Genomic DNA, 21,962 nt, shown 5'->3' with positions numbered 1-21,962 from the left:
GCTACTTCGTTTCGGCCGCCAGCGTATTGAAATCGTTGATCCAGCCCTGCATGCGTTTTTGCGCGTGGGCCTTCTGCTCTGGCGTGGCGATGCCGATCACGGTATGCACCAGGCCGATCGAGGCATTGGTGTTGGCTTCATAAAACGCCTTGCGCTCCGAGTTGTCCAGGCGCGCGAAGCTTTCCCGGATCAGGGCCTGGATTTGCGCCGTCGCCTGGTCGCGCGAAGGCTTTTCCTGCATCAGCCGCCGCGCCAGCGCCAGCACGTTGCGCTGGCGGCGCATCCGCTCGTCGAGCCAGATCGCGTTATCGAGCGGCCGCGCATCGGAAGCCTTGCGGATGATGTCCTTCTGCTCGCGCGAAAAACTGCCGAACCACAGTTCGAACTGCTCCATCGATTTCTTGTAGCGGAATTCGTTCTGGTCTTCGCGGTCGCCCTTCATGTTCTCGCGGCGGAACTTGTCGTTATTCTTGGCGAATTTCTTTTCCATCTGCGCCAGCTGCTCGGGTTTCAGCGACAGCGCCAGGTCGGCGATATCCGGCGCCGCTTTCAGCAGCAGCGCCTGGGTGCGGGCGCGGATATCGTCGTAGTCGGCGCGCAGATCGGCGGGCGTGGGGTTGCCGCGCAGCTGCTGCTGGGCGCGCTGCAGCACGTGCACGTAATCCTGCAGCTGCGTCTTGCGATGCCAGCGGAACAGGTCGTCGATATCCTTCTTGACCTGGCCGCTTTGTTCGTCGTCGAAGTCCACATAGTTGTCCAGCCACCAGTACAGCAGCGTGTCGCCATTGTTATAGGCCAGTTTCAGTGAACTGCACGCCGTGACAAGCGCGAGCAAGGCGACCAGGAACCATGTACGGAAAGACGATGTCTGCATGTTAAACTTTTGCCTATTATTAACTGAAAGAATTCCAGCTTATGAACGTAGTCATTCTCGCTGCCGGCATGGGCAAGCGCATGCAATCGGCCCTTCCCAAGGTGCTGCACCCGCTGGCAGGCAAGCCGCTGCTGTCGCACGTGATCGATACCGCGCGTGGCCTTGCCCCGGCTAAATTATGTGTGATTTATGGGCATGGCGGCGCCACGGTGCTGTCCGCCCTCGAGGCGCAGAAGGCGCGTGGCGGCGTCGAGATCTCCGCTGCGCTGCAGGAACCGCAACTGGGTACCGGCCATGCGGTGATGCAGGCGCTGCCCGTGCTGGACGAAGCGGCGCCCACGCTGGTGCTGTATGGCGACGTGCCGCTGACCACCACCGCTTCGCTGCAACGCCTGGTCGACGCGGCCGGTGCCGGCAAGCTGGGAATCCTCACGGTGGTGCAGGACGATCCGTTCGGCCTGGGCCGCATCGTTCGTGAAGATGGCCGTATCGTGCGCATCGTCGAAGAAAAGGACGCAACGCCAGAAGAGCGCGCGATCAAGGAAATCAATTCCGGCATCATGTGCATCCCCACCGGCCACCTGAAGAAGTGGCTGGCATCGCTGGAAAACAAGAATGCCCAGGGCGAGTACTACCTGACCGATATCGTGGCCCGCGCCGTGGCCGATGGCGTCGAAGTCGTCTCCGCGCATCCCGCCGCGGAATGGGAAGTGCTGGGCGTGAACAGCAAGGTGCAACTGGCGCAGCTGGAACGCATCCACCAGAACAACCTGGCGCAGGCACTGCTGGAAAAAGGCGTGACGGTGCTGGACCCGGCCCGCATCGATATCCGCGGCGAACTGGCCTGCGGGCGCGACGTGACGATCGACGTCGGTTGCGTCTTCGAAGGAAAGGTCACGCTAGCCGATGGCGTGACGGTGGGCGCGCACAGCGTGATCGTCAACGCGTCGATCGAAGCGGGCGCGCAGATCAAGCCGTTCTGCCATATCGAGGGAGCGGTCGTCGGACCCAAGTCGCTGATCGGCCCCTACGCGCGCCTGCGCCCGGGCACCACGCTGGGCGAGGATGTCCACGTCGGCAACTTCGTCGAGGTCAAGAACAGCAACGTGGCCGCGCACAGCAAGGCCAACCACCTGGCCTACGTGGGCGATACGGACGTGGGCTCGCGCGTCAACATCGGCGCCGGCGTCATCACCTGCAATTACGACGGCGCCAACAAGTTCCGCACCACGATCGAGGACGACGCCTTCATCGGCAGCGACAGCCAGCTGGTGGCACCGGTCACCGTGGGCGCAGGCGCCACGCTCGGCGCCGGCACCACGCTGACGAAGAACGCGCCAGCCGGCAAGCTGACGATTTCCCGCGCGAAGCAAGTGACGATCGAAGGCTGGCAGCGCCCGGTCAAGACGAAGAAGTAAGCGAAGAACCAAGCGAAGAAGCAAGCAGCAATTCTCCCCTGCGCTCTTCCGCGAACCGCACCAGGTCGGGGAAGAAGCGCTCGAAGCCTTCGGCGATGGCGTCGCGGTGCCGCACCAGGTCCTGCACGCCATCGCGCAGCAATTCCCCATTGCGGCTCAGGCGGCGCGATACCCGCGCAATCGTCCCTTCCACGCCCTCGAACGTCGCATATCCCCCCAGCCAGTCCTGCCGCACGAGATACGGCAGCATGTCGCGCAGCCGCGGCGGCAGCATCGGCTCGTGGGCGGCCAATGCGTCGTAAAAGCGGGCGATCAGGGCTTCGCGCGGCTCGTCGCACCATTGCTGCCAGTGGCGGCTCAATTCGTGGTCATAGAACACGTCCAGCACGATGCCCGCGTAGCGCCGCCGGCCCTCGCCGAACAGTTCCTTCGACGCCAGCACGGCCGGGTGGCTGTCCGTATAGCTGTCGATATGACGGTGCAGCGCGATCTCGCGCGCGATGTCGGCCGGATAGCCGGCGTGATCGTTCGCCTTGACGAAGTCGCCCAGCATCGCGCCGACCATTGCCGCGCCGGAGTGCCGGGCCAGGTACACGTGGGCCAGGTAATTCATGCGTCATTCTAGCCGCTGCGGCAATGCCCTGCTGTGGACAAGCATGTGAACAAGCCAGGGTAAAACCGGTGGGCCGCCGGTGAGTAATCCCGGGAGAGCACCGGGATCGATACCCGGGACAGTGGTTTACCCCGATTGGGGATAACACTGTGGGCAAGCAGGTGCAAAAGGCCGGGATAAGCCGTGTATAGCCCTGTATAGCCGCAAAAGCGGTGCTTTTGTTGCCGATACGGCACTGGATAACTTTGTGGAAAAGCGGCGGTAAAACCTGTTGACAGCTGTCTGGCCGATGCTTTGGCATGCGGGGCCGCCCACTGTTTCGGCAATACAGATCCCGCGTGGTCGGATCTCGGTGTGATGACGGCCGATGGGCTGGCATGCCGGTGGACAAGCACCCGGATTACCCACAGGCCGAAAAGCGTCACCGGTTTCCCGGGGCCGGCTGCGCTCGGTGTTGGAGCAGCCCCCGGCGCCACGGCTATCCGGCGTGATACGGCACCAGGATGCTGTGGGCAACTTTGTGGAAAAGCCTGTGCCCAAGCCGGTATAAGCCGCGTATAAGCTGGAGATAAGTCGGTCTTTTCCAGTGGATAAACCCGTGGACAAGCACATGCAAATCCGGTGCACAGCCTGTGAAAAGCTGGGGACAAGTGCGGGGTTTACACGGCGATCCGCGTCTCGAACTTGCTGCGGAAGGTGGAGAAATACGCTTTTACATTGCGCACATTCGCATGGCTCGTGAACAGGCGGTGCGCCAGCGCGTGATAGGCCGGCATGTCTTCCACTTGCACCACCAGCACGAAATCCGGCCCGGGCGCCACCCGGTAGCACTGCAGTACCGCGGGCTCCTGCGCCACCAGCGCCTCGAACCCGGCCATCCTGTCGGCCGCCTGCACGTCCAGCGTGATTTCAACGATGGCGGTCAGCCGCGATCCCACCTTGTCCGGCGCCACGATCGCCACCTGGCGCTCGATGATGGCGGCATCGCGCAATGCCTTCACCCGCCGCAGGCAGGTAGGCGCGGAAACATGCACGAGCTGCGCCAGCTCTGCATTGGTGATGGCGGCATTCTCCTGCAGCGCGTTCAGGATGCGCCGGTCCAGTTCATCCAGCGAATTGTCCATTTGACTCCTTTAAATCTCGATCCATATCAACCAAACAGCTTGTACAGTCCCAACAGTGAAATTTAATTCATTTTCCACGCACATGTTGAATTTAAATTTCATGACATAGCGATGACGAAATATTATTTCAGAAAGACGGTGAATAAGTAAGCATATTTCCATGCTCGTGCACTACGATGTCGGCATATCAACATTCACTGTAGAGGTCACCATGTGCGGCATCGTCGGCGCGGTAGCGCAACGTAACATCACCCCGATCCTGATCGAAGGCCTGAAGCGCCTGGAATACCGTGGCTACGATTCCTGTGGCGTCGCGCTGCACACGGATGGCCGCCTGCAGCGTTCGCGCAGCACCTCGCGCGTGGCGGAACTGGAAAAGCAGATGCAGGAAGTCGGTCTGCAAGGCTTTACCGGCATCGCCCACACCCGCTGGGCTACGCACGGCGCGCCTGCATCGCACAATGCCCACCCGCACTTCTCGCCGAATTCGGATAACGCCCGCATCGCGCTGGTGCACAACGGCATCATCGAAAACCACGACGAACTGCGTGCCGAACTGACCGCCCTGGGTTACGTGTTCCAGAGCCAGACCGACACCGAAGTGATCGCCCACCTGGTCGACCACCTGTACACCGGCGACCTGTTCGAGACCGTGCAGCAGGCCGTCAAGCGCCTGCATGGCGCCTACGCGATCGCCGTGTTTTCCCGCGAAGAGCCGCACCGCGTGGTGGCCGCGCGCCAGGGCTCGCCGCTGATCGTCGGCCTGGGCAAAGGCGAGAATTTCGTGGCATCGGATGCGATGGCGCTGGCCGGCACCACCGACCAGATCATCTACCTGGAAGAAGGCGACGTGGTCGACCTGCAACTGGGCCGCGCCTGGATCGTCGACGTGGACGGCAAGCAGGTGGAGCGCGAAGTGAAAACCGTGCACGCGCACACCGGCGCCGCCGAACTGGGCCCGTACCGCCACTACATGCAGAAGGAAATCTTCGAGCAGCCGCGCGTCGTCGGCGACACGCTGGAAGGCGTGACCGGCATCATGCCCGAGCTGTTCGGCGACGAAGCCTACAAGGTCTTCAAGGAAATCGATCGCGTGCTGATCCTGGCCTGCGGCACCAGCTACTACTCGGGCCTGACGGCCAAGTACTGGATCGAATCGATCGCCAAGGTGCCGGTCAGCGTGGAAATCGCCAGCGAATACCGCTACCGCGACAGCGTGCCGAATCCGTCCACGCTGGTGGTGACGATTTCCCAGTCCGGCGAAACGGCCGACACGATCGCCGCGCTGAAGCACGCCCGCTCGCTGGGCATGGAAAACACGCTGACGATCTGCAACGTGGCCACCAGCGCGATGGTGCGCGAATGCAAGCTGGCGTACATCACCCGCGCCGGCGTCGAAGTGGGCGTGGCGTCCACCAAAGCCTTCACCACGCAGCTGTCGGCGCTGTTCCTGCTGACGCTGTCGCTGGCGCAGGTCAACGGCCGCCTGACGGAAGAAGAAGAAGCCGCGCACCTGAAAGACATGCGCCACCTGCCATCCGCGATCTCCGCCGTGCTGGCGCTGGAACCGCAGATCATTGCCTGGGCCGAGGATTTCGCCCGCAAGGAAAACGCGCTGTTCCTGGGCCGCGGCATGCACTACCCGATCGCCCTGGAAGGCGCGCTGAAGCTGAAGGAAATCTCGTACATCCACGCCGAAGCCTACCCGGCCGGCGAACTGAAGCACGGCCCGCTGGCGCTGGTGACGGAAGAAATGCCGGTCGTCACGATCGCCCCGAACGATGCGCTGATCGAGAAGCTGAAGTCGAACATGCAGGAAGTGCGCGCCCGCGGCGGCCAGCTGTATGTGTTCGCCGACGTCGACTCGCGCATCACCTCCGGCGAAGGCGTGCACGTGATCCGCATGCCGGAACACTACGGCTGCCTGTCGCCGATCCTGCACGTGGTGTCGCTGCAGTTGCTGGCGTATCACACGGCGCTGGCGCGCGGGACGGATGTGGACAAGCCGAGGAATCTGGCGAAGTCGGTGACGGTGGAGTAAGGGCGGTCTGGTGACACGCGGCGCTTCGCCAGCAGTTCGAGCAAACGCCGCTGCTCCACCGCCAGCGCCTCACATCGAGGCGCCTTCACTTCCACGGCATCCACCGATGCCATCCCCCTCGGCACGTACGCCACCTGATCTGCCAACCGTATCAACTGGCCTGGCGGCCATCCATCAAAAAGCGCTATCGCGGCCATAGTTATATATCTCTTGCTATTAAATAGCGCGCGATGTAAAGTGCATTCACTGGTCTTCACCAAGCCCGGCAGGCAGCAAATAAGTAGCTCGCTATATATTTGCTGTCTACCTAAATGGTCGAAGACGAACCTGTGCCAACCATTCAAGGAGCCTCACCATGAAAACCATCGCCACCATCATCGCTATCGCCGCCTTGTCCGCTTCCGCCGCCGTGTCGGCCCACGAAGGCGCGAGCATCACCCGTGTGCAGGTTGTCGCCGAGCGTAATGCGGCGGCGGGCAACGCGCCGTACGGCGAACTGTACGCAGGCACCCAGTTCGATACCATCTCGACCAGGACGCGCGAGCAGGTGAAGGCGGAAGTGCTGATCGCCCGCCAACGTGGTGAACTGGTCCATGGGGAACAATATCCGCCGCAAGTCGTCGACTCCGGCGAACCAGGCAAGACCCGCGCTGAGGTGCGTGCGGAGCTCGCTGCTTTCCGCCTCGCCAACCCCGATTCCTACGCTGAAATCAACTGAGCGACTGCTGCAAACGCGGACCAGAGCAGTACCGGTACGACAGATTGCCACTCTGAACGGCACTACTCCCTGATCTCGGCCTCGACGAGTTTCGCCAGCAGTTCCAGCGATTCCTGCCAGCCGAGATAACAGGCTTCGGCAGGAATGACGGCAGGAATGCCTTCCTGCCGGATATGGATCTCGACGCCGCAAAACACTTCGCGCAGCGTCACGGTGCTCTGCATGTGCCCGGGCAGGTTGGGATCGTCGAACTCGGCCGTATAGCGCAGCCGCTTGCCTGGCTCCAGCTCCAGGTATTCGCCGCCGAATGAATGGCTGTGCCCTGTGGTGAGATTGGTGAACGACATGCTGTAGCGGCCGCCCGGTCGGGCATCCATTTCATGTACCGTGCCAAAGAATCCATGGGGTGGCAGCCACTTTGCCAGGGCGCCCGGCGTCACGAAGGCGCGGTAGACCCGATCGGACGTGGACTTGAAGACGCGGTGCAGTTCAACGGTATTGGTGGACATGATCGGTTTCCTTGGCTGTGGCAGAGGACGGCCCTCTTCCAGTACGACGAACCAGCTTCCCCGAAATCGACATCCTAAGAAAAAACAGAGCCTGCAATGCCGGGCGAAGCGCCCGTCCTCAGGCCGAGCAAGGATGCATCAGGTCTTCCAGCGTGCAATGCGCAGTCAGATAAGCGTGCATGCCGGCCGAGATCTTGCCCAGATCGACCGCTGCCTGCCTGGTGGCCTGGGCCAGCGCCTGTTGTCCTGCGGGCGTGCCCATGTCGAAGGATTGGCGGCGCAGCATGATATCGGCAGTGCCGTGGTCGATGCGCTCATAGGGCGGATCGGCCAGCACGGGCAGTACCGTGCGGACCAGCGTGGTGCCGTCGGCCGATAGCGTACCCGCCTCGTAGCGGGCGAAAAACTCCTGGTACCACCCGCTTTTCGGATGAACGTGGGCATCGAGGCGCTTGCGCAGGTCCATGCTTTCCGGGCCGGGCTGGATACGTCGGCACATCGGCCACAACCACCTGACGATGGCCTTTTGGTGCTTTTCCAGCTCGCGCAGGATCGCGTTCGCGGAGCTGACGCATTGTTCCGTCGTTGGCTGTTCGAAAATCCCGCTGAACGGCGACTGGAAAAAGAACTCGGCCCTCGTCAGGGTGTGCGCAAGCCGGTCGACATCGACATACAGCAGGTAGAACGACGGCCAGTGCCAGTCGTTTCTTTTCGGGCACGCCAGTATGTCGGTGATGAAGCCGTTGATTTCCCGGATTTCGGAAAGGAATTCCTCGGGAGGCGTCGGAGTCGTCATGCCTGCTCTTTCGGTTGTGGAAGGATGTTCAAGGCCGGCAATGCAACGCGCCGGCCCGCCGCCGCCGTGTGCGGCTTTCAGGAAAAGCGCAGCCGGACAGGTGTTCCCGGAAGGCGTTTCGCCAGGCCTTCTTCCACCAGGATCGCCGCGAGGGCCGATGCGTACTTGCGCGGCTTGGCCGGGTAGTGTTCGCCGATCCAGAATCCCAGGGTATCCGGCTTGACGTCGCCGTCCACGCTGGCGCCCAGGCCGGCTTCTGATCCTGCGAATTCGGCCAGCAGCTCCTGCAGGAATTCGCTGTCGAAGGCAAACGGCGTCTTTCCCCATATCCCCGAGATGCCGGAATCCGTGTTGCCGGCATAGGTGAGGTTGTTATTGTCCCTGGCGAGCGTGCTGATCGTCTTGTGCGGCAGGCCCGCGTGTTCCTGCCTGAGCCGCTGTCGGCCCGCAGCTTGCAGCAGGTTGTGCTGGCCAATGCCGGGTTCGGCGGCAGCGGCAAGGGCGCGCTGCTTGTTCTCTGCAAGGCAGTCAACGCTGGAGCCGATCATGAACAGGCTCGCTTCGAACGCACGCATGCGGTCCTGTGGCGCCAGCGTGGCGAACAGGCCGGGAGCCCTGTCGAGCACGCCCGCCATCAGCCAGCCGAGGCGGATCTTGGCGCTGCTCCAGCGGGCAGCGGTCTCGCTCGCTTTGGCTGCCGCATACGACATGACACCGGGATCCTGCGCATCGCCGAACAGATACAGCACGGAGCGGTCCGACGCCGTCGCCGGGAATGCCAGTTCCCCGGGCAGTTCTTCGTGTTCCAGGCGCGCTTCGCGACGCCACAATTCGACCAGCGCGGCAATCGCCGCGGCAACCCGCGAGTCGTAGATCGGCAGGCCGTCGACCGAGGCAAGTGCATGCACCTTGGTCAGCATCGAATTCATCTTGCGGACCGGCGGCCTGTCCAGGGCGATGACGGCACTGTCCAGGGCGAAGGCCTTGCGCGCTTCACGCAGGTAATGCGTCAGTTCTCCGTTGCCGTGCAGTCCGGTGAGGAAGGGCATGGCGCCAACCCGCATATTGCGGTCGCCACCCCAGGCCAGGATGTCGCGGCATGCCGCCAGTCCGGCATCCTCGTTCCCGCCATCGATTGCCTGCCTGAGCCTGTCGCCGAGTTCGCGCAAGGATTGCTGGGTCTCCTGTAAATCGCCCGGCTTGTCGATGTCCGTACGCCACCGGTAATGTTGCAGGACGGCGTCCAATCCTGCCAGGTCGGCCCGGATCCCTCCGGGCACGAAGCGCGAAGACTTGATATCCAGCTTGACCGACAGGGTCGAATGGCAGAGAGCCAGCCACTCCATGAACTTGGCGACGTGCGACGACGTCGTAAAAGCGCGCTTATCCATGACCAAACTCTTTTAGTTTCAGGGAAAAATTCATATTGCATTCTATCAACAAAATCCAGCAATTGCTGCAGTGACAGAAATGCGGTCATCCGTTGCTCCTTGCAGCGGCTTCGGCCACAACCATTCGATAAGCTTTGAAATGTCGGGCCGGTTTTTGTATGATGTTTCAATAATTGTCGAATTATCGAATGGATTCAAGCATGCAGACCAAGGAAGTACTGACGGCATTGGCCGCCCTGGCCCAGGAAAGCCGCCTGGCCGTGTTCCGCCTGCTGGTACAGGCCGGGCCGGAGGGCTTGGCCGCCAGCAAGATCGCCGCGCAACTCGATATCGCGCCGTCGTCGCTGTCGTTCCATTTGAAGGAACTCACGCATGCGAAACTGCTGACCTCGAAGCAGGAAGGCCGCTTCGTGATCTACGCCGCCGATATCGCGGCGATGAACGGCCTGGTCGGCTTCCTCACCGAGAACTGCTGCGGCGGCATTCCATGCGGCGAGGATGCCCCTCGCTGCTGCGGGTGAATCCGTGCTGACCGCTTTCCTGATCTTCCTCGCCACTCTCGTCTTCGTCATCTGGCAACCGCGCGGCCTCGGCATCGGCTGGAGCGCTTCCATCGGCGCCGTGGTTGCGCTGCTGGCCGGCGTGATCCACGTCGCCGACATTCCCGTCGTCTGGCACATCGTCTGGAACGCGACCGGTGCCTTCGTTGCCGTCATCGTCATCAGCCTGCTGCTGGACAAGGCCGGCTTCTTCGAATGGGCCGCGCTGCACGTGGCACGCTGGGGCAAGGGCAATGGCCGGCGGCTGTTCGCGATGCTGGTGCTGCTCGGCGCGGCCGTCGCGGCGGTGTTCGCCAACGACGGCGCGGCCCTGATCCTCACGCCCATCGTGATCGCCATGCTGCGCGCACTGCGCTTCGACGCCCGCGCCACGCTGGCCTTCGTGATGGCCGCCGGTTTCATCGCTGACATGGCCAGCCTGCCCTTGGTGGTATCGAACCTCGTCAACATCGTCTCGGCCGATTATTTCGACATCGGCTTTGCCCGCTACGCCGCCGTGATGGTGCCGGTGAATGCCGTCTCCGTCGCCGCCACGCTGTGCGGCCTGCTGCTGTTCTTCCGCAAGGACATTCCCGCCGACTACGACCTGGCGCAGCTGAAGCGCCCCGATGAAGCGATTTACGACCGGGCCACCTTCGTCACCGGCTGGTGGGTGCTGGGCCTGCTGCTGATCGGCTTCTTCTGGCTCGAAGCGCTGGGCGTGCCGATCAGCGCCGTCGCTGCGGCGGGAGCGGTCCTGCTGCTGATCGTGGCGGCCCGTGGCCACCGTATATCCACCCGCGAGGTGCTGCGCGGTGCGCCGTGGCAGGTCGTCATCTTCTCGCTCGGCATGTATCTCGTCGTGTACGGCTTGCGCAATGCCGGCCTCACCGATTACCTGGCGGCGCTGCTGGATCGTTGCGGCGAGTACGGCGTGTGGGGAGCGGCGCTTGGCACCGGGTTCATCACCGCCATCCTGTCGTCGGTGATGAACAATATGCCCACCGTATTGATCGGCGCGCTGTCGATCGATGCGACGAGCGCCCAGGGTGCCGTACGCGAAGCGATGGTCTATGCCAACGTGATCGGCAGCGACCTGGGCCCGAAGATCACCCCCATCGGCAGCCTGGCCACGCTGCTGTGGCTGCACGTACTGGACAGCAAGGGCATTCATGTTTCATGGGGCTACTACTTCCGCACCGGCATCGTGCTCACATTGCCCGTACTGCTGCTTACCCTGGCCGCGCTGGCCATCCGTCTAGCCTGAGGAGACATCATGAGCGTCACCATTTACCATAACCCCGCCTGCGGCACGTCGCGCAACACGCTTGGCCTGATCCGCAACGCCGGTATCGAGCCGGTCGTCGTCGACTACCTGCAGAACCCGCCGGACCGCGCCACCCTGGCCGGCCTGATTGCGCGGGCCGGACTCACCGTGCGTGCGGCAATCCGCGAGAAAGGCACGCCGTACCTGGAGCTGGGCCTGGACGACCCGGCCGTCAGCGACGACCAGCTGCTCGACGCCATGCTGGCCCACCCTATCCTGATCAACCGCCCGTTCGTCGTCGCGCCGGCCGGCGTGCGGCTGTGCCGCCCTTCCGAACTGGTGCTCGACATTCTCGGCACGCCGCAACGCGGCGCGTTCGCGAAGGAAGACGGCGAACCCGTCATCGACGAGCAGGGGCAGCGCATCCATGGATAAGATCGCGAACCTGCCCAATATCCGTGCCGATCAGCTGGACGTGCCAAGCATGGCGAAGCTCGAACCTGCCGGCGCAATCGACCATCCGCCGCGCTTCCTGCTGCTGTATGGATCGCTGCGCGAGCGCTCGTTCAGCCGCTTCCTGACCGAAGAGGCGGCGCGCATCCTCGAACACTTCGGCGGCGAAGTGCGAATCTTCGATCCGACCGAGTTGCCGATGGCCGGCAGCGTGCCGGAAGACCATCCGAAAGTGGTGGAGCTGCGCGAGCTGTGCCTGTGGTCCGAAGGCCATGTGTGGTGCAGCCCGGAGCGGCACGGCGCCATCACGGCCGTCATGAAAAACCAGATCGACTGGATTCCGCTGGAACAGGGCGCGCTGCGCCTCAGCCAGGGGAGAACTCTGGCCGTCATGCAGGTGTGCGGCGGTTCCCAGTCGTTCAACGTCGTCAACACGCTGCGCCTGCTGGGGCGCTGGATGCGCATGTTCACGATCCCGAACCAGTCGTCCGTGCCGATGGCGTACAAGGAGTTCGATGACGAAGGCCGCATGCGCCCTTCCGCCTATTACGACCGCGTGGTGGACGTGATGGAAGAGCTGTTCAAGATGACCCTGCTGATGCGCGGCCGCACCGATTACCTGACGGACCGGTACAGCGAACGCAGCGAGCGGGCAATGAAGGCGATCGACCGGCAGCTCGGCAAGATCTGAACAGCCAGGCGAAAAGCATCGCGGAGGTCACGTTCCGCGCGGTAGTCCTGCATTGACCCCATCGCGTGCGATAAAAAAAGCCGGCAAGCGCCGGCTTTTGTTCTTCACGCCGAAAGGCGATCAGGTACCGATACGGCCACCGTCGTTTTTCGTGATGACGATGGTTGCCGAACGCGGCCGCTTGCCCGCGCCGTAGCCGGCGTTGGCTGGCCACTGGCTGGTGTACTTGGTCGGGTCGGCGATGTTGGCCAGCGAGGTGCTTTCGCCCGGGTGCTGGATGTTGACGAACAGCGCCTTGCCGTCCGGCGTTTCCGTGATGCCGGTGATTTCCGAACCCACCGGGCCGACCAGGAAGCGCTTCAGCGTGTCGGCGCTGGCCTTCTTGCCGACGAAGGTGTCCACGGCCAGCTTGCTGCCGTCGGCCTTGTCGTAGGTCAGCGTCGTCTTGGCGCCGTCGCCCACCTGGCCCGGCAGGGCGGCCAGCATCATGCAGTTCGTCACGTCGGTGTAAGCGCCGTCGTCGGTCTGGATCCAGCAGATGCCGGTGCTCTTCAGGAAGGCCAGGCCGTCCGGGCTGGAGAAGTCCTGGTCGGCGGTCAGCGAGGACAGGTTGATCTTCGTCGCATCCGCACCGCTCTCGGCGCCGAACAGGTACACGTCCCACGTGAAGGTCGTGGCGGCGCCGGCGCCGGTACCTTCCTTGAAGCGGATGATGTGGCCGTTCGGGTTGCCGTTCTGCGCGCTGGTGCCTTTCATGTCGGTGTAGGCGCGCGGGTTGGCCGAATCCGGCACCAGCTGCGACGAGCCGGTGGCGTTGACGTTACGGTTCGAATTGTTCGTCAGCGTGTAGTAGATCTCGCCGTTGGCCGGGTTGACCGAGCACCATTCCGGGCGGTCCATCTTGGTCGCGCCGACGGCATCGGCCGCCAGGCGCGCGTTGACCACCACGTCCGCCAGGTCGGCGAACTTGTACGCGGTGTAGGCCTGGATCTGCGGATTGCTCATCGACAGTTCGATCCACTGGCCAGTGCCGTCCGACGCCAGCTTGGCGACATACAGCTTGCCCGAATCGAGGTACTTGTCGCCGGTGGCCATGCGATCGGCCGGCGTGGCGTCGGCGGCCACCCAGGCGGCGGCGGAGACGAACTTGTAGATGTATTCGTTGCGCGAATCGTCGCCCATGTACACGGCCAGCGGCTGGCCGGCGGTGGCGATGCCGAAGGCTGCGCTTTCGTGGGCGAAGCGGCCCAGCGCGCTGCGCTTCTTGGCCAGTTTCGTCTTGTCGTAGGCGTCGACTTCGATGATGTAGCCCTGGCCGTTCATCTCGTTGCGGTAGTCGTCGGTGCCGTCCGCCGAGGCGCCCTTCTTGCTGATGTCCCAGCGCTGGTACTTGTCGTCCGCACCGCCGGTTTCCCAGCCGTGGCGCGACGTCGAACCCTGGTTGCGGCCATAGCGGCGCAGCGATACCACGCTCTTGTCGTTGCCGCGTGCCGCGTCGTCGGTGGCCGAGCGCGCGAAGTAGCCGGACCAGTTTTCTTCGCCCGACAGGTAGGTGCCCCACGGCGTACGGCCGTTGCCGCAGTTGTTCAGCGTGCCGCGGGTGCGGGTGCCGTTCGGCGAGTACTTGGTGAACAGCAGCGAGTTGCCGCGTGCCGGGCCGCCGATTTCCACGTCGGTCAGCGGCGTGATGCGGTAGTTGAACGTGGAATCGTTGACCGTGGCCCAGGTGGTGCCGGTCTTCTTCACTTCGATGACGCTGATGCCGTGCACGGCGACTTCCTTGTCGACTTCGACGGCCGGGCGCGGCAGCGACGTGGTGCCGCCATTGGCGTGCAGGAAGTGCGACGACAGTTTTTCATCGGTGGTCGCCTCGTGGTTCATGGCGAGCACGCCGCGATCCGACGCGGTGGTGGACGGCGTACCGGTGGCGGACAGCGCAAAGAATTCCATGCCGTCGTGGTGGTCGCCGGCGCGGTTGTCGAAATCGGTGTCGGTACCGTCGTTCTTGTAGGCCGCGGTGCCGGCACGCAGCGGATCGCCCAGCGCGTAAAGCACGGTGGCGGTGTAGCCGGCCGGTACGCTGACGCTGTCCGCCAGGCTCTTCGGCACGGCGGCGAACGCCAGCAGCTTTTCAGCCGGGGCAGGTGCCGGCGGCGTCGGGCTCGTCGTGGGTGGCGCGACCGGATCGTCGTCCGAACCGCCGCAGCCGGCCAGGCCCATGCCACCGAGGACCGCGGTGGCTGCCGTGGCAAACCCGCCGCGCAGCATGTTGCGGCGGCTCAGGCGTGCGCTGAGCACGGCGTTGAAGTGATTCGACGAGCTGTCGTCGGTATCGGCGGCCTCGAGGGGCAGGTGCGTCAAGTCGTTCGGCTTGTTCATTGCTGGGTCCTATGCCTGGTGGGTTGCAAAACGACAAGATTTTAAATTTAATACATGACGTGGCTGTGACCGGTTGATGACCGGATGATGACAAAGCGCTGCCAATGGCGCATGCCTGGAAATACCCGCCCACAAACTGAGCGGATTTCACCGCGAGTTCACCACCGGCTTCGTATCCTGCGCGCCTGTTCCCTCACCAGGCATTCCGAGCATCCATTGAAAACCCTGACCGGCCTGCTGGCCCTGCTGCTTGTCGCGCTGCCGCTGCGCGCCGCGCCGAACCTGGCACCGCCAGGCCTGATGCCGCGGATGGCGGCCCTGCTGCACGCAGAGCGCCTCGAAGGCGCCGTGTGGACCACCCTCGACACGCACGGCGCCGCCGGTGTCAGCGATGCCCGCAGCCGCGCGCCGATGCGCCCGGACCATCGCGTGCAGGTCGGATCCATCGCCAAGACCGTGCTGGCGGCCGGCATCCTGCGCCTGGCCAGCGCGGGGCGCCTGTCGCTGGAGACGCCCGTTGCGACGCTGCTGCCGGCCCTGGCGTTCGACAATCCGTGGCACGCCAGCGACCCGGTGCGCATCCGGCACCTGCTCGATCACACCTCCGGCCTGGACGACATTCATTTCTGGCAGGTGTTTTCCACGACGGCGCGGGCCGATACACCGCTCGCCGCGGCCTTCCCGGCCGGCAGCGGCCTGCTGCGCGTGCGCCACCGGCCCGGCACGCGCCATTCCTATTCGAACATGGGCTACACGCTGCTCGGCATGGTGATCGAAGCGGTGGTGCGGCAGCGCTACGAGCGCTACCTGGACGCGGCCCTGCTGGCGCCACTGGGCATGCGCGACAGCACCTTCGGCTTTGTCGAACAGGCCGGCGATCCGCGGCTGGCCATGGGACATTTCGAAGACGGCGCCACGCACCCTGCGATGCCGTCCTACGTGCGCCCGGCCGGCCAGTTCACGACCACCGCGGCGGACATGGCCCGCTTCGCGCGTTTCCTGATGAGCGACGGCAGCGTTGGCGGGCGGCCCTTCATCGACCCGGCGCTGCTGCGCCGGATGGGCGAACCCGCGGGCACCGAAGCCGCCCGCGCCGGATTGCAGGTGGGCTACGGCCTGGGCCTGCGCCGGCTCGATCGCCATGGCGTGGTGGCCAAATGCCATGGCGGCAGCACCGTCGGCTTCAAGGCCATGCTGTGCCTGTTTCCCGAGGCGCAAAAAGCGTTTTTCGTTGCCATCAACACCGACAGCGAGACGGCCGATTACCAGCGCTTCGATGCGCTGCTGGCACAGGCCCTCAGTCCGGCCATGCCGGCGCCGGCGCTGGCATCCGTGTCGCTAGCATCCGTGGCGGCGCCGCAACCGGTACCCGCCTTCGATCCCGCATCCTGGGCCGGCTTCTACGTGCCGGCACCGAACCGTTTCGATACCGTGCGCTTCATCGATACCGTGTTCGGCTTCATGCAGGTGCGCAGCGATGGCGCGGCGTTGTCGCTGCATCCTTTCCAGGGCCCGGCGGTGCCGCTTACCCATGCGGGGCATGGGCTGTTCCGGGCGCCCGGCAAGGTCTTCCCATCGCACGCGCTGCTGGTCTCGGCCGACGGCAAGCGCGTCGTTACCAATGGCACGCAGAGCCATGAACTGGTATCGCCGGTGTTCCTGGCCTCGCTGTGGCTCAGCGTGGGCTCGGGTCTGCTGGGGCTGGCCTGGATTGCGATGAAAGGACTGGCACGGCTGGCCACGCGGCGGATGTCGCTGCGCGATCCGCTGGCGGCGCCGCTGGCCGGCACGCTGGCGCTGCTGGCCCCGTTGCCGCTGTTCTACCGGCAGTCTTTCCTCCAGCTGGGCGACCTGACACCGGCCAGCGGCCTGCTTGCCGCCGTCACCGCCGCGTTGCCGGTGGCGATGCTGATCGGACTGGCGATGACCTTGCGGCGAACGCGCGGCAACCGGGCCGATGCGGCGGCCATGGCAGCCGTGCTGCAGCTGGCGATCGTGCTGGCGGCGTGGGGCTTGCTGCCGCTGCGGCTGTGGGCATGAATCGAGGCCAGCTCCGCTACGCGAAGATCGCCCGCAGTTCTTCTACCCCAAGCGCCGGCGCCAATCCACCCTCGGCATCCAGCACGGCATTGGCCAGTTCGCCCTTGCGGCGCTGCATCTCCTGGATTTTTCCTCCACCGTGCCGCGCGCGATGAGCTTGTAGACGAACACCGGCCGTTCCTGGCCGATGCGCCAGGCGCGGTCGGTGGCCTGGTTTTCGCTGGCGGGGTTCCACCATGGGTCGTAGTGGATCACCGTATCGGCAGCGGTGAGATTCAGCCCGACACCGCCCGCTTTCAGGCTGATCAGGAACACGCCGGCATTGCCTTCCTGGAAGGCTGAGATCGGTGCCGCGCGGTCGACCGTGTCGCCCGTCAGCAGAGCAAAATCGACAGCGCGGGCCTGCAGGGCTTCCGCGACCAGCGCCAGCATGCTGGTGAACTGCGAGAACACCAGCACCTTGCGGCCTTCGCTCAGCAGCGTGTCCAGCAGTTCCAACAGTGCGTCGAACTTGGCCGAGCCGGCGCCGGCGTGCCCCTTGAGCAGGCGCGGATCGCAGCATGTCTGGCGCAGCTTGAGCAGCGCGTCCAGGATCACGATCTGGCTGCGCGCCAGGCCCTTGCGGTCGATCTCGTCGCTCACCTTGCGGTTCATCGCCACGCGTACCGTTTCATACAGGTCGCGCTGGGTGCTGCCCAGTTCCACGGGCAGCACGATCTCCGTCTTCGGCGGCAGCTCGGTGGCCACCCGGTCCTTGGTCCGCCGCAGCATGAACGGTTTCACGCGCCGGGCCAGCAGGTCCTTGCGCAGGGTGTCGCCCTGCTGCTCGATCGGCTTGCGGAAATGGGCATTGAAGGCCTTCTCGTCGCCCAGCAGGCCCGGCATCAGGAAATGGAATTGCGACCACAGTTCACCCAGGTGGTTCTGCACCGGGGTGCCCGTCAGGCACAGGCGATGCCGCGCATCGAGCAGGCGCGCCACCTGGGCGGCCCGTGAACGGCTGTTCTTGATGTACTGCGCTTCGTCCAGGATCAGCAGGTGATAGCGCCGCTGGCGCAGCGCATCCTCGTCGCGGCCGAGCAGTGCGTAGGTGGTCAGCACCAGGTCGGCCTGGCCGATCTCGTCGAACAGTGCCGCCCGGTCCTTGCCATGCAGGAGCAGCACGCGCAGGTCCGGCGCGAAGCGCGCGGCCTCGGCCTGCCAGTTGCCCATCAGGCTGGTCGGCGCTACCACCAGCGCCGGCGCATCGAGCCGGCCTGCTTCCTTTTCGGCCAGGATGTGGGCCAGCGTCTGGATCGTCTTGCCGAGCCCCATGTCGTCGGCCAGGATGCCGGCGAAATCGTAATCGCGCAGGAACTGCATCCAGGCCAGGCCATCGTGCTGGTAGGCGCGCAGCGTGGCCCGCAGGCCGGCCGGGGCGGGTACCGGCACGATGCCGGTAAAGCCATCGAGCTTCCTGCCCAGTTCGCGCAGGCGCTCGCCGCCCAGCCAGCGCAGCTGCGCAGCCCGTTCCAGTTCCGCCAGCCGGGCAGCGTCGGCCACCGGCAGGCGCAGCGTGCGGCCCAGGCGCTCGGTGAAATACAGCTCGCCCAGCGTGGCCAGGATCGGCCGTATCCGGCTCCACGGCAGTGCGGCGCGCCGGCCATCGGGCAGGTTGACGAGGACCTCGCTGCCGTCCGGGCGCGCTGCCAGCGCCGCGGGGGTGAAGTCGTGCGGTGCGTCGCGGATCATTTGCAGCAGCAGCGGCAGCAGCGCATGGCGATGGCCGTCGATGACGAAGCCGAGTTCGAGGGCGAACCAGGCATTGACGCCCTCGCCTTCCTCGTCCAGCTCGGCATACCAGTCTTGCGGATCGTGGATGTCGAAGTGAAGGCCCGCGTCCGACGCGACCTGCCAGCCGGCGGCGCGCAGGCGCGGCACGCCGTGGCGCATGAAGCCGATCCAGTCTTCCGCCGAGGGCAGCCGCATTGCTCCGGGCGGGTCGTCCAGCGTCGACCCGTTCGGCCTGGTGGAAAAACCCAGGCCGGCGAGGATACCGGCTGCCGCCCGTTCGGCCTCCAGGTCGCGCTCGACCAGCTCGATCGTATCGCCCGCCATCCGGCGCAATACCGGCGCGGTCACGCCGACGGTGGACATGCTGTCGTAATCGAAGGACAGCGTCGCGTAATCGTCCCACGCCAGTTCGCCGTCAATCTCGGTCGGTACGGTGTCGAGCAACAGGCAAGGCACCGGCACGATATCGCAGCGCTGGCGCGTTGCCATTTCCAGGGGCGGTGGCAGCACCCGGTCCAGGCCTTGCGCGGCAAGGCGTGCCGCCATGCCGGCACGCTGTTGCGGTGCCAGTTGCGGTGCCTTCGCTACCAGGTCCAGCAGGCCGGCAAGCGGAACCGTGGAAACTTCCTTCGGCAGCGCCAGCTCCCCCAGCATGCCGCCGTCCACGTAGTGCGCCGGCTCGGTGGCCAGCACATGGCCGACCGGCGTGCCATCGTCGAAGCGCCAGCCCAGCCGGACTTGCTCGCTGCCGCTGCCGTCCGCGTGCCAGCCGAGCGCAGCATGGCGCGGCGGTCCATGGCGCACCGGCACCATGGCACCACCTTTCAGCTCGGCAGCCGAATGCGCGAACAGCAGGCGGCCTTCCGCGCACAGCTGGGCCAGAAGGCGGGTGCCGATCCGGCCGGTGGGCCGGGTATCGCCGGCATACATGCTGCCGGTGCGCAGCGCGGACAGCAGGCGCACCGGTTCTTCGTCGTCCGGCCGAAGATATGCCGGCCTAATCGACAGCACGCTGTAGAAATCGTTGTGGATGGTGGCGCTGGCGATGCCGCCATCCTTGCGCAGGCGTGCCTTGCACAGGTTCAGGCGCAGCGCGCCGTCGCCGCTGTCCGGCATCAGCACATAGGCGAGGCGGTACTCCGCGCCGCGCACCGGTGCCGGCACCGCACCAGCCTGCGCGACGGTCCGCGCCAGCTGTTCCAGCCAGCGTTCGGCACTGGCCGGCAAAGCCGACGCGGGCACCGCCGGTGCCGCCACGCCATGTCCCATGCTGGCCAGCAGAACCGCGACCACGTGCTTGCAGTTGTGGATCATCGGACAGGTGCAGGAACCCTCCACCTTCATGCCGCGCGGCCCTTCGTCCAGAAGAATGCGCTGCTCATAGATGTTCCGGCCGCTGCCCTCGACTTCGCCATTCAGAAAGTTGTCATCCTCCCACTCAATGCTGACGACCTTGCGCCGGCGTACGTAGTCTTCACCGCGTGCAAAGGTGGTGATATTGAACTGGCGCGCGATCTGGTCGATGGACAAAAGCATGGCATGAGGACCGACAGTAGGGAAATGCAAATTATCTTCGATCTCGCTTGGGTTCCATCTCGGTGTCCATCTCGGTGTCCAACTCACGTCCCCGGCTGCACGTAAGGCACCTTGGCAAAGATCCTGCGCTCGGCACCGCGCGGGTCATCCTCCAGCCGCGGCGGCACGTCGAAGATCATCGTTTGACGCCGCGCCAGGTCGTACGGTTCCCAATGCGGGATGAACCTGCTGTCGGGATTGCCGCCGCGCGCGAAGGCGATGAACGCTTCGCTCATCATGTCGGCCATCGCCTGCGCCTGCGGGCCGATGGCCGTGGCGCCCGGCTTGGCGATATTGTCGAACACCAGCTGGATGTCGGAGGCGTGCGGCGCGCCGAACCTGCCGCCGTCCTTCGGAGTGGCCCAGTCGAGCTGGTACACGAAGGCCGGGCTGCCGGACTTCGCCCGCTCCTCGGCTTCGATGATCGCGCCGCGCCAGGAACGCGACGCGGTGGTGATCTTGAACAGCAGGTCGCCGGGCGACAGCGCGGGGTAGAGCTTGCGGTAGGCGGCGATCACCGCTTCCGGCTGGATGTCCACGCGCATGTTCGGCACCAGTTTCGCGGGAAGCTGGTCCCAGCCCAGCTTGAAATTGGCCGGATCGCCGCCCAGGAAGGCGCGCGTCTCGTCGTGCGTGTTACCGATCATCATTGGAATGCGCGCCGACTGCGCGGGCGCGTCCGGATAGAACGGATGGCGCAGCAGGTTGCGCTCGTCCAGCACCGGGGCGAACGATACGCCGCCAAAGGGCAGCACCGGGTCGCGCGTGCCCAGCACCTCGACGATGCGCTGGTAGGGCAGCGTGCGGATCGCGTCGATCCGGCCGGCCGGCAGTTTCAGCGCGTCCAGTACCGCCTGGGCGCGCAGCGTGGCGTTCAGCGGGCCGCTGGCGGTCACCTGCTGGCCGCTCATGGTGGCGGCGCGGTGGAACAGGCCGGCCGCGGCGGGCATGGCCATCAGCGTGGCGATCTTGGCGCCGCCGCCGGACTGGCCGAACACGGTCACGTTGCCGGGATCGCCGCCGAACGCGGCGATATTGTCGCGCACCCATTGCAGCGCCAGGATCAGGTCGAGCTGGCCGGCATTGCCGGAATCGGCATACCGTTCATCGCCATGGCGCGCCAGGTACAGGTAGCCGAAGGCGTTCAGGCGGTGGTTGACGGTGACCACCACCACATCGCCGCGCCGGCACAGCCGTACGCCGTCGTACAGCGGGCTGGAACCGGAACCGTTGTTGTACGCGCCGCCATGGATGTAGAACATCACCGGGCGCCTGGCGCGCTCCTGCAGGCCCGGCGTGTACACGTTCAGGAACAGGCAGTCTTCGCCCGTCGCCTCGTCGCGGCTGCCTTGCGGCGCGGACGCGCCATGCTCGAGCGCATCGCGGATGCCGCTCCAGGGCTGCGGCGGCAGCGGCGCCATGAAACGCCGGGCGGCGGTGTCGGCGCCATAGCGTACGCCCTTGAACACGAGAATGCCGTTGTCGCGATAGCCGCGCACCCGGCCGTGGCCGGTGGTGGCGACGGGCGATTCGCCGGTTGGGGCGGCGGCATGGGCTGTCAGCCCGGAGAGGCTGGTTGCGGCAACGATGGATTGCTTCAGGAAGGCGCGGCGTGTCGGTTCGGTCATGGCGGGAGCGGTTGTCCGGTGGGTCCGGGCACAAGCTTAGCCCAACAGTACCGCGCGCGGCCGGATCATCACCCTCCAAAATAAAAAACGCCACGTCGGGTGGCGTTTTTCATTGCGTGCGGGGGGAAGCCGC

Annotated in this window: 17 protein-coding genes; 8 read left to right on the top strand and 9 right to left on the bottom strand. The window is 65.0% G+C overall.

Annotation, left to right across the window (positions count from 1 at the left end; all coding sequences use genetic code 11):
- Position 1: 1 nt before the first annotated feature.
- Complete coding sequence (locus ACY34H_RS00420) at positions 2–874, bottom strand: DUF6279 family lipoprotein (protein ID WP_464975513.1); 873 nt, start codon at positions 872–874, stop codon at positions 2–4.
- Positions 875–915: 41 nt separating this feature from the next.
- On the opposite strand from ACY34H_RS00420, the gene glmU reads away from it, so the two are divergent.
- Positions 916–2,292 carry a bifunctional UDP-N-acetylglucosamine diphosphorylase/glucosamine-1-phosphate N-acetyltransferase GlmU gene (gene glmU, locus ACY34H_RS00415; protein ID WP_464975512.1) on the top strand — a complete coding sequence of 459 codons (1,377 nt, stop codon included), beginning with the start codon at positions 916–918 and terminating at the stop codon, positions 2,290–2,292.
- Here glmU and ACY34H_RS00410 read toward each other — a convergent pair.
- On the bottom strand, positions 2,276–2,905 hold the full coding sequence (locus tag ACY34H_RS00410) for an acyl carrier protein phosphodiesterase (RefSeq protein WP_464975511.1): 630 nt from the start codon (positions 2,903–2,905) through the stop codon (positions 2,276–2,278). The genes glmU and ACY34H_RS00410 overlap by 17 nt on opposite strands.
- A gap of 659 nt (positions 2,906–3,564) precedes the next feature.
- Entirely contained in the window at positions 3,565–4,029 is a 465-nt protein-coding gene (locus ACY34H_RS00405; protein ID WP_464975510.1) for an Lrp/AsnC family transcriptional regulator, read from the bottom strand.
- Between the two features lie 211 nt (positions 4,030–4,240).
- On the opposite strand from ACY34H_RS00405, the gene glmS reads away from it, so the two are divergent.
- Together glmS and ACY34H_RS00395 are read left to right on the top strand one after the other, a co-directional pair.
- Complete coding sequence (gene glmS / locus ACY34H_RS00400) at positions 4,241–6,070, top strand: glutamine--fructose-6-phosphate transaminase (isomerizing) (RefSeq protein WP_464975773.1); 1,830 nt, start codon at positions 4,241–4,243, stop codon at positions 6,068–6,070.
- 355 nt (positions 6,071–6,425) lie between these two features.
- Positions 6,426–6,788 carry a DUF4148 domain-containing protein gene (locus tag ACY34H_RS00395; RefSeq protein WP_464975509.1) on the top strand — a complete coding sequence of 121 codons (363 nt, stop codon included), beginning with the start codon at positions 6,426–6,428 and terminating at the stop codon, positions 6,786–6,788.
- Positions 6,789–6,850: 62 nt separating this feature from the next.
- Here the strand turns inward: ACY34H_RS00395 and ACY34H_RS00390 are convergent, their stop codons facing one another.
- The 3 genes from ACY34H_RS00390 to ACY34H_RS00380 form a co-directional block, all read right to left on the bottom strand.
- The gene (locus tag ACY34H_RS00390; protein ID WP_464975508.1) at positions 6,851–7,297 is read right to left on the bottom strand and encodes an SRPBCC family protein; all 447 of its coding nucleotides are present in this window, start codon (positions 7,295–7,297) and stop codon (positions 6,851–6,853) included.
- A gap of 118 nt (positions 7,298–7,415) precedes the next feature.
- On the bottom strand, positions 7,416–8,093 hold the full coding sequence (locus ACY34H_RS00385) for a hypothetical protein (RefSeq protein WP_464975507.1): 678 nt from the start codon (positions 8,091–8,093) through the stop codon (positions 7,416–7,418).
- Between the two features lie 77 nt (positions 8,094–8,170).
- On the bottom strand, positions 8,171–9,484 hold the full coding sequence (locus tag ACY34H_RS00380; RefSeq protein ID WP_464975506.1) for a hypothetical protein: 1,314 nt from the start codon (positions 9,482–9,484) through the stop codon (positions 8,171–8,173).
- A gap of 200 nt (positions 9,485–9,684) precedes the next feature.
- On the opposite strand from ACY34H_RS00380, the gene ACY34H_RS00375 reads away from it, so the two are divergent.
- From ACY34H_RS00375 to arsH, 4 genes are read left to right on the top strand one after another with little or no spacing between them, the layout of a single operon-like run.
- Positions 9,685–10,005 carry an ArsR/SmtB family transcription factor gene (locus ACY34H_RS00375; protein WP_464975505.1) on the top strand — a complete coding sequence of 107 codons (321 nt, stop codon included), beginning with the start codon at positions 9,685–9,687 and terminating at the stop codon, positions 10,003–10,005.
- Between the two features lie 4 nt (positions 10,006–10,009).
- Complete coding sequence (locus tag ACY34H_RS00370; RefSeq protein ID WP_464975504.1) at positions 10,010–11,290, top strand: arsenic transporter; 1,281 nt, start codon at positions 10,010–10,012, stop codon at positions 11,288–11,290.
- A gap of 9 nt (positions 11,291–11,299) precedes the next feature.
- Positions 11,300–11,725 carry an arsenate reductase (glutaredoxin) gene (gene arsC / locus ACY34H_RS00365; RefSeq protein WP_464975503.1) on the top strand — a complete coding sequence of 142 codons (426 nt, stop codon included), beginning with the start codon at positions 11,300–11,302 and terminating at the stop codon, positions 11,723–11,725.
- Positions 11,718–12,434, top strand: a complete 717-nt coding sequence (arsH, locus tag ACY34H_RS00360) for an arsenical resistance protein ArsH (RefSeq protein ID WP_464975502.1) — start codon at positions 11,718–11,720, stop codon at positions 12,432–12,434. Before arsC ends, arsH begins: the two co-directional genes overlap by 8 nt.
- A gap of 120 nt (positions 12,435–12,554) precedes the next feature.
- Here arsH and ACY34H_RS00355 read toward each other — a convergent pair whose 3' ends face one another.
- Positions 12,555–14,813, bottom strand: coding sequence for a PhoX family protein (locus ACY34H_RS00355; protein WP_464975501.1), 2,259 nt, complete (start codon positions 14,811–14,813; stop codon positions 12,555–12,557).
- 216 nt (positions 14,814–15,029) lie between these two features.
- Between ACY34H_RS00355 and ACY34H_RS00350 the strand changes: the two genes are divergently transcribed.
- A complete protein-coding gene (locus ACY34H_RS00350; protein ID WP_464975500.1) occupies positions 15,030–16,853 on the top strand; it encodes a serine hydrolase domain-containing protein in 1,824 nt (607 codons plus the stop codon).
- Between the two features lie 42 nt (positions 16,854–16,895).
- Here the strand turns inward: ACY34H_RS00350 and ACY34H_RS00345 are convergent, their stop codons facing one another.
- Both ACY34H_RS00345 and ACY34H_RS00340 read right to left on the bottom strand, forming a co-directional pair.
- Positions 16,896–20,162, bottom strand: coding sequence for a DEAD/DEAH box helicase (locus ACY34H_RS00345; RefSeq protein ID WP_464975499.1), 3,267 nt, complete (start codon positions 20,160–20,162; stop codon positions 16,896–16,898).
- A gap of 83 nt (positions 20,163–20,245) precedes the next feature.
- Positions 20,246–21,829 carry a carboxylesterase/lipase family protein gene (locus ACY34H_RS00340; protein WP_464975498.1) on the bottom strand — a complete coding sequence of 528 codons (1,584 nt, stop codon included), beginning with the start codon at positions 21,827–21,829 and terminating at the stop codon, positions 20,246–20,248.
- Positions 21,830–21,962 lie beyond the last annotated feature (133 nt).

The sequence above is a fragment of the Pseudoduganella sp. jia 9 genome (genome assembly GCF_055502615.1).
This window is presented reverse-complemented; position numbering and strand designations above follow the sequence as displayed.

Coding starts and splice junctions, on each gene's coding strand:
- ACY34H_RS00420 (WP_464975513.1), bottom strand. CDS start 874: ATGCAGACATCGTCTTTCCGTACATGGTTCCTGGTCGCCTTGCTCGCG.
- glmU (WP_464975512.1), top strand. CDS start 916: ATGAACGTAGTCATTCTCGCTGCCGGCATGGGCAAGCGCATGCAATCG.
- ACY34H_RS00410 (WP_464975511.1), bottom strand. CDS start 2,905: ATGAATTACCTGGCCCACGTGTACCTGGCCCGGCACTCCGGCGCGGCA.
- ACY34H_RS00405 (WP_464975510.1), bottom strand. CDS start 4,029: ATGGACAATTCGCTGGATGAACTGGACCGGCGCATCCTGAACGCGCTG.
- glmS (WP_464975773.1), top strand. CDS start 4,241: ATGTGCGGCATCGTCGGCGCGGTAGCGCAACGTAACATCACCCCGATC.
- ACY34H_RS00395 (WP_464975509.1), top strand. CDS start 6,426: ATGAAAACCATCGCCACCATCATCGCTATCGCCGCCTTGTCCGCTTCC.
- ACY34H_RS00390 (WP_464975508.1), bottom strand. CDS start 7,297: ATGTCCACCAATACCGTTGAACTGCACCGCGTCTTCAAGTCCACGTCC.
- ACY34H_RS00385 (WP_464975507.1), bottom strand. CDS start 8,093: ATGACGACTCCGACGCCTCCCGAGGAATTCCTTTCCGAAATCCGGGAA.
- ACY34H_RS00380 (WP_464975506.1), bottom strand. CDS start 9,484: ATGGATAAGCGCGCTTTTACGACGTCGTCGCACGTCGCCAAGTTCATG.
- ACY34H_RS00375 (WP_464975505.1), top strand. CDS start 9,685: ATGCAGACCAAGGAAGTACTGACGGCATTGGCCGCCCTGGCCCAGGAA.
- arsC (WP_464975503.1), top strand. CDS start 11,300: ATGAGCGTCACCATTTACCATAACCCCGCCTGCGGCACGTCGCGCAAC.
- arsH (WP_464975502.1), top strand. CDS start 11,718: ATGGATAAGATCGCGAACCTGCCCAATATCCGTGCCGATCAGCTGGAC.
- ACY34H_RS00355 (WP_464975501.1), bottom strand. CDS start 14,813: ATGAACAAGCCGAACGACTTGACGCACCTGCCCCTCGAGGCCGCCGAT.
- ACY34H_RS00345 (WP_464975499.1), bottom strand. CDS start 20,162: ATGCTTTTGTCCATCGACCAGATCGCGCGCCAGTTCAATATCACCACC.
- ACY34H_RS00340 (WP_464975498.1), bottom strand. CDS start 21,829: ATGACCGAACCGACACGCCGCGCCTTCCTGAAGCAATCCATCGTTGCC.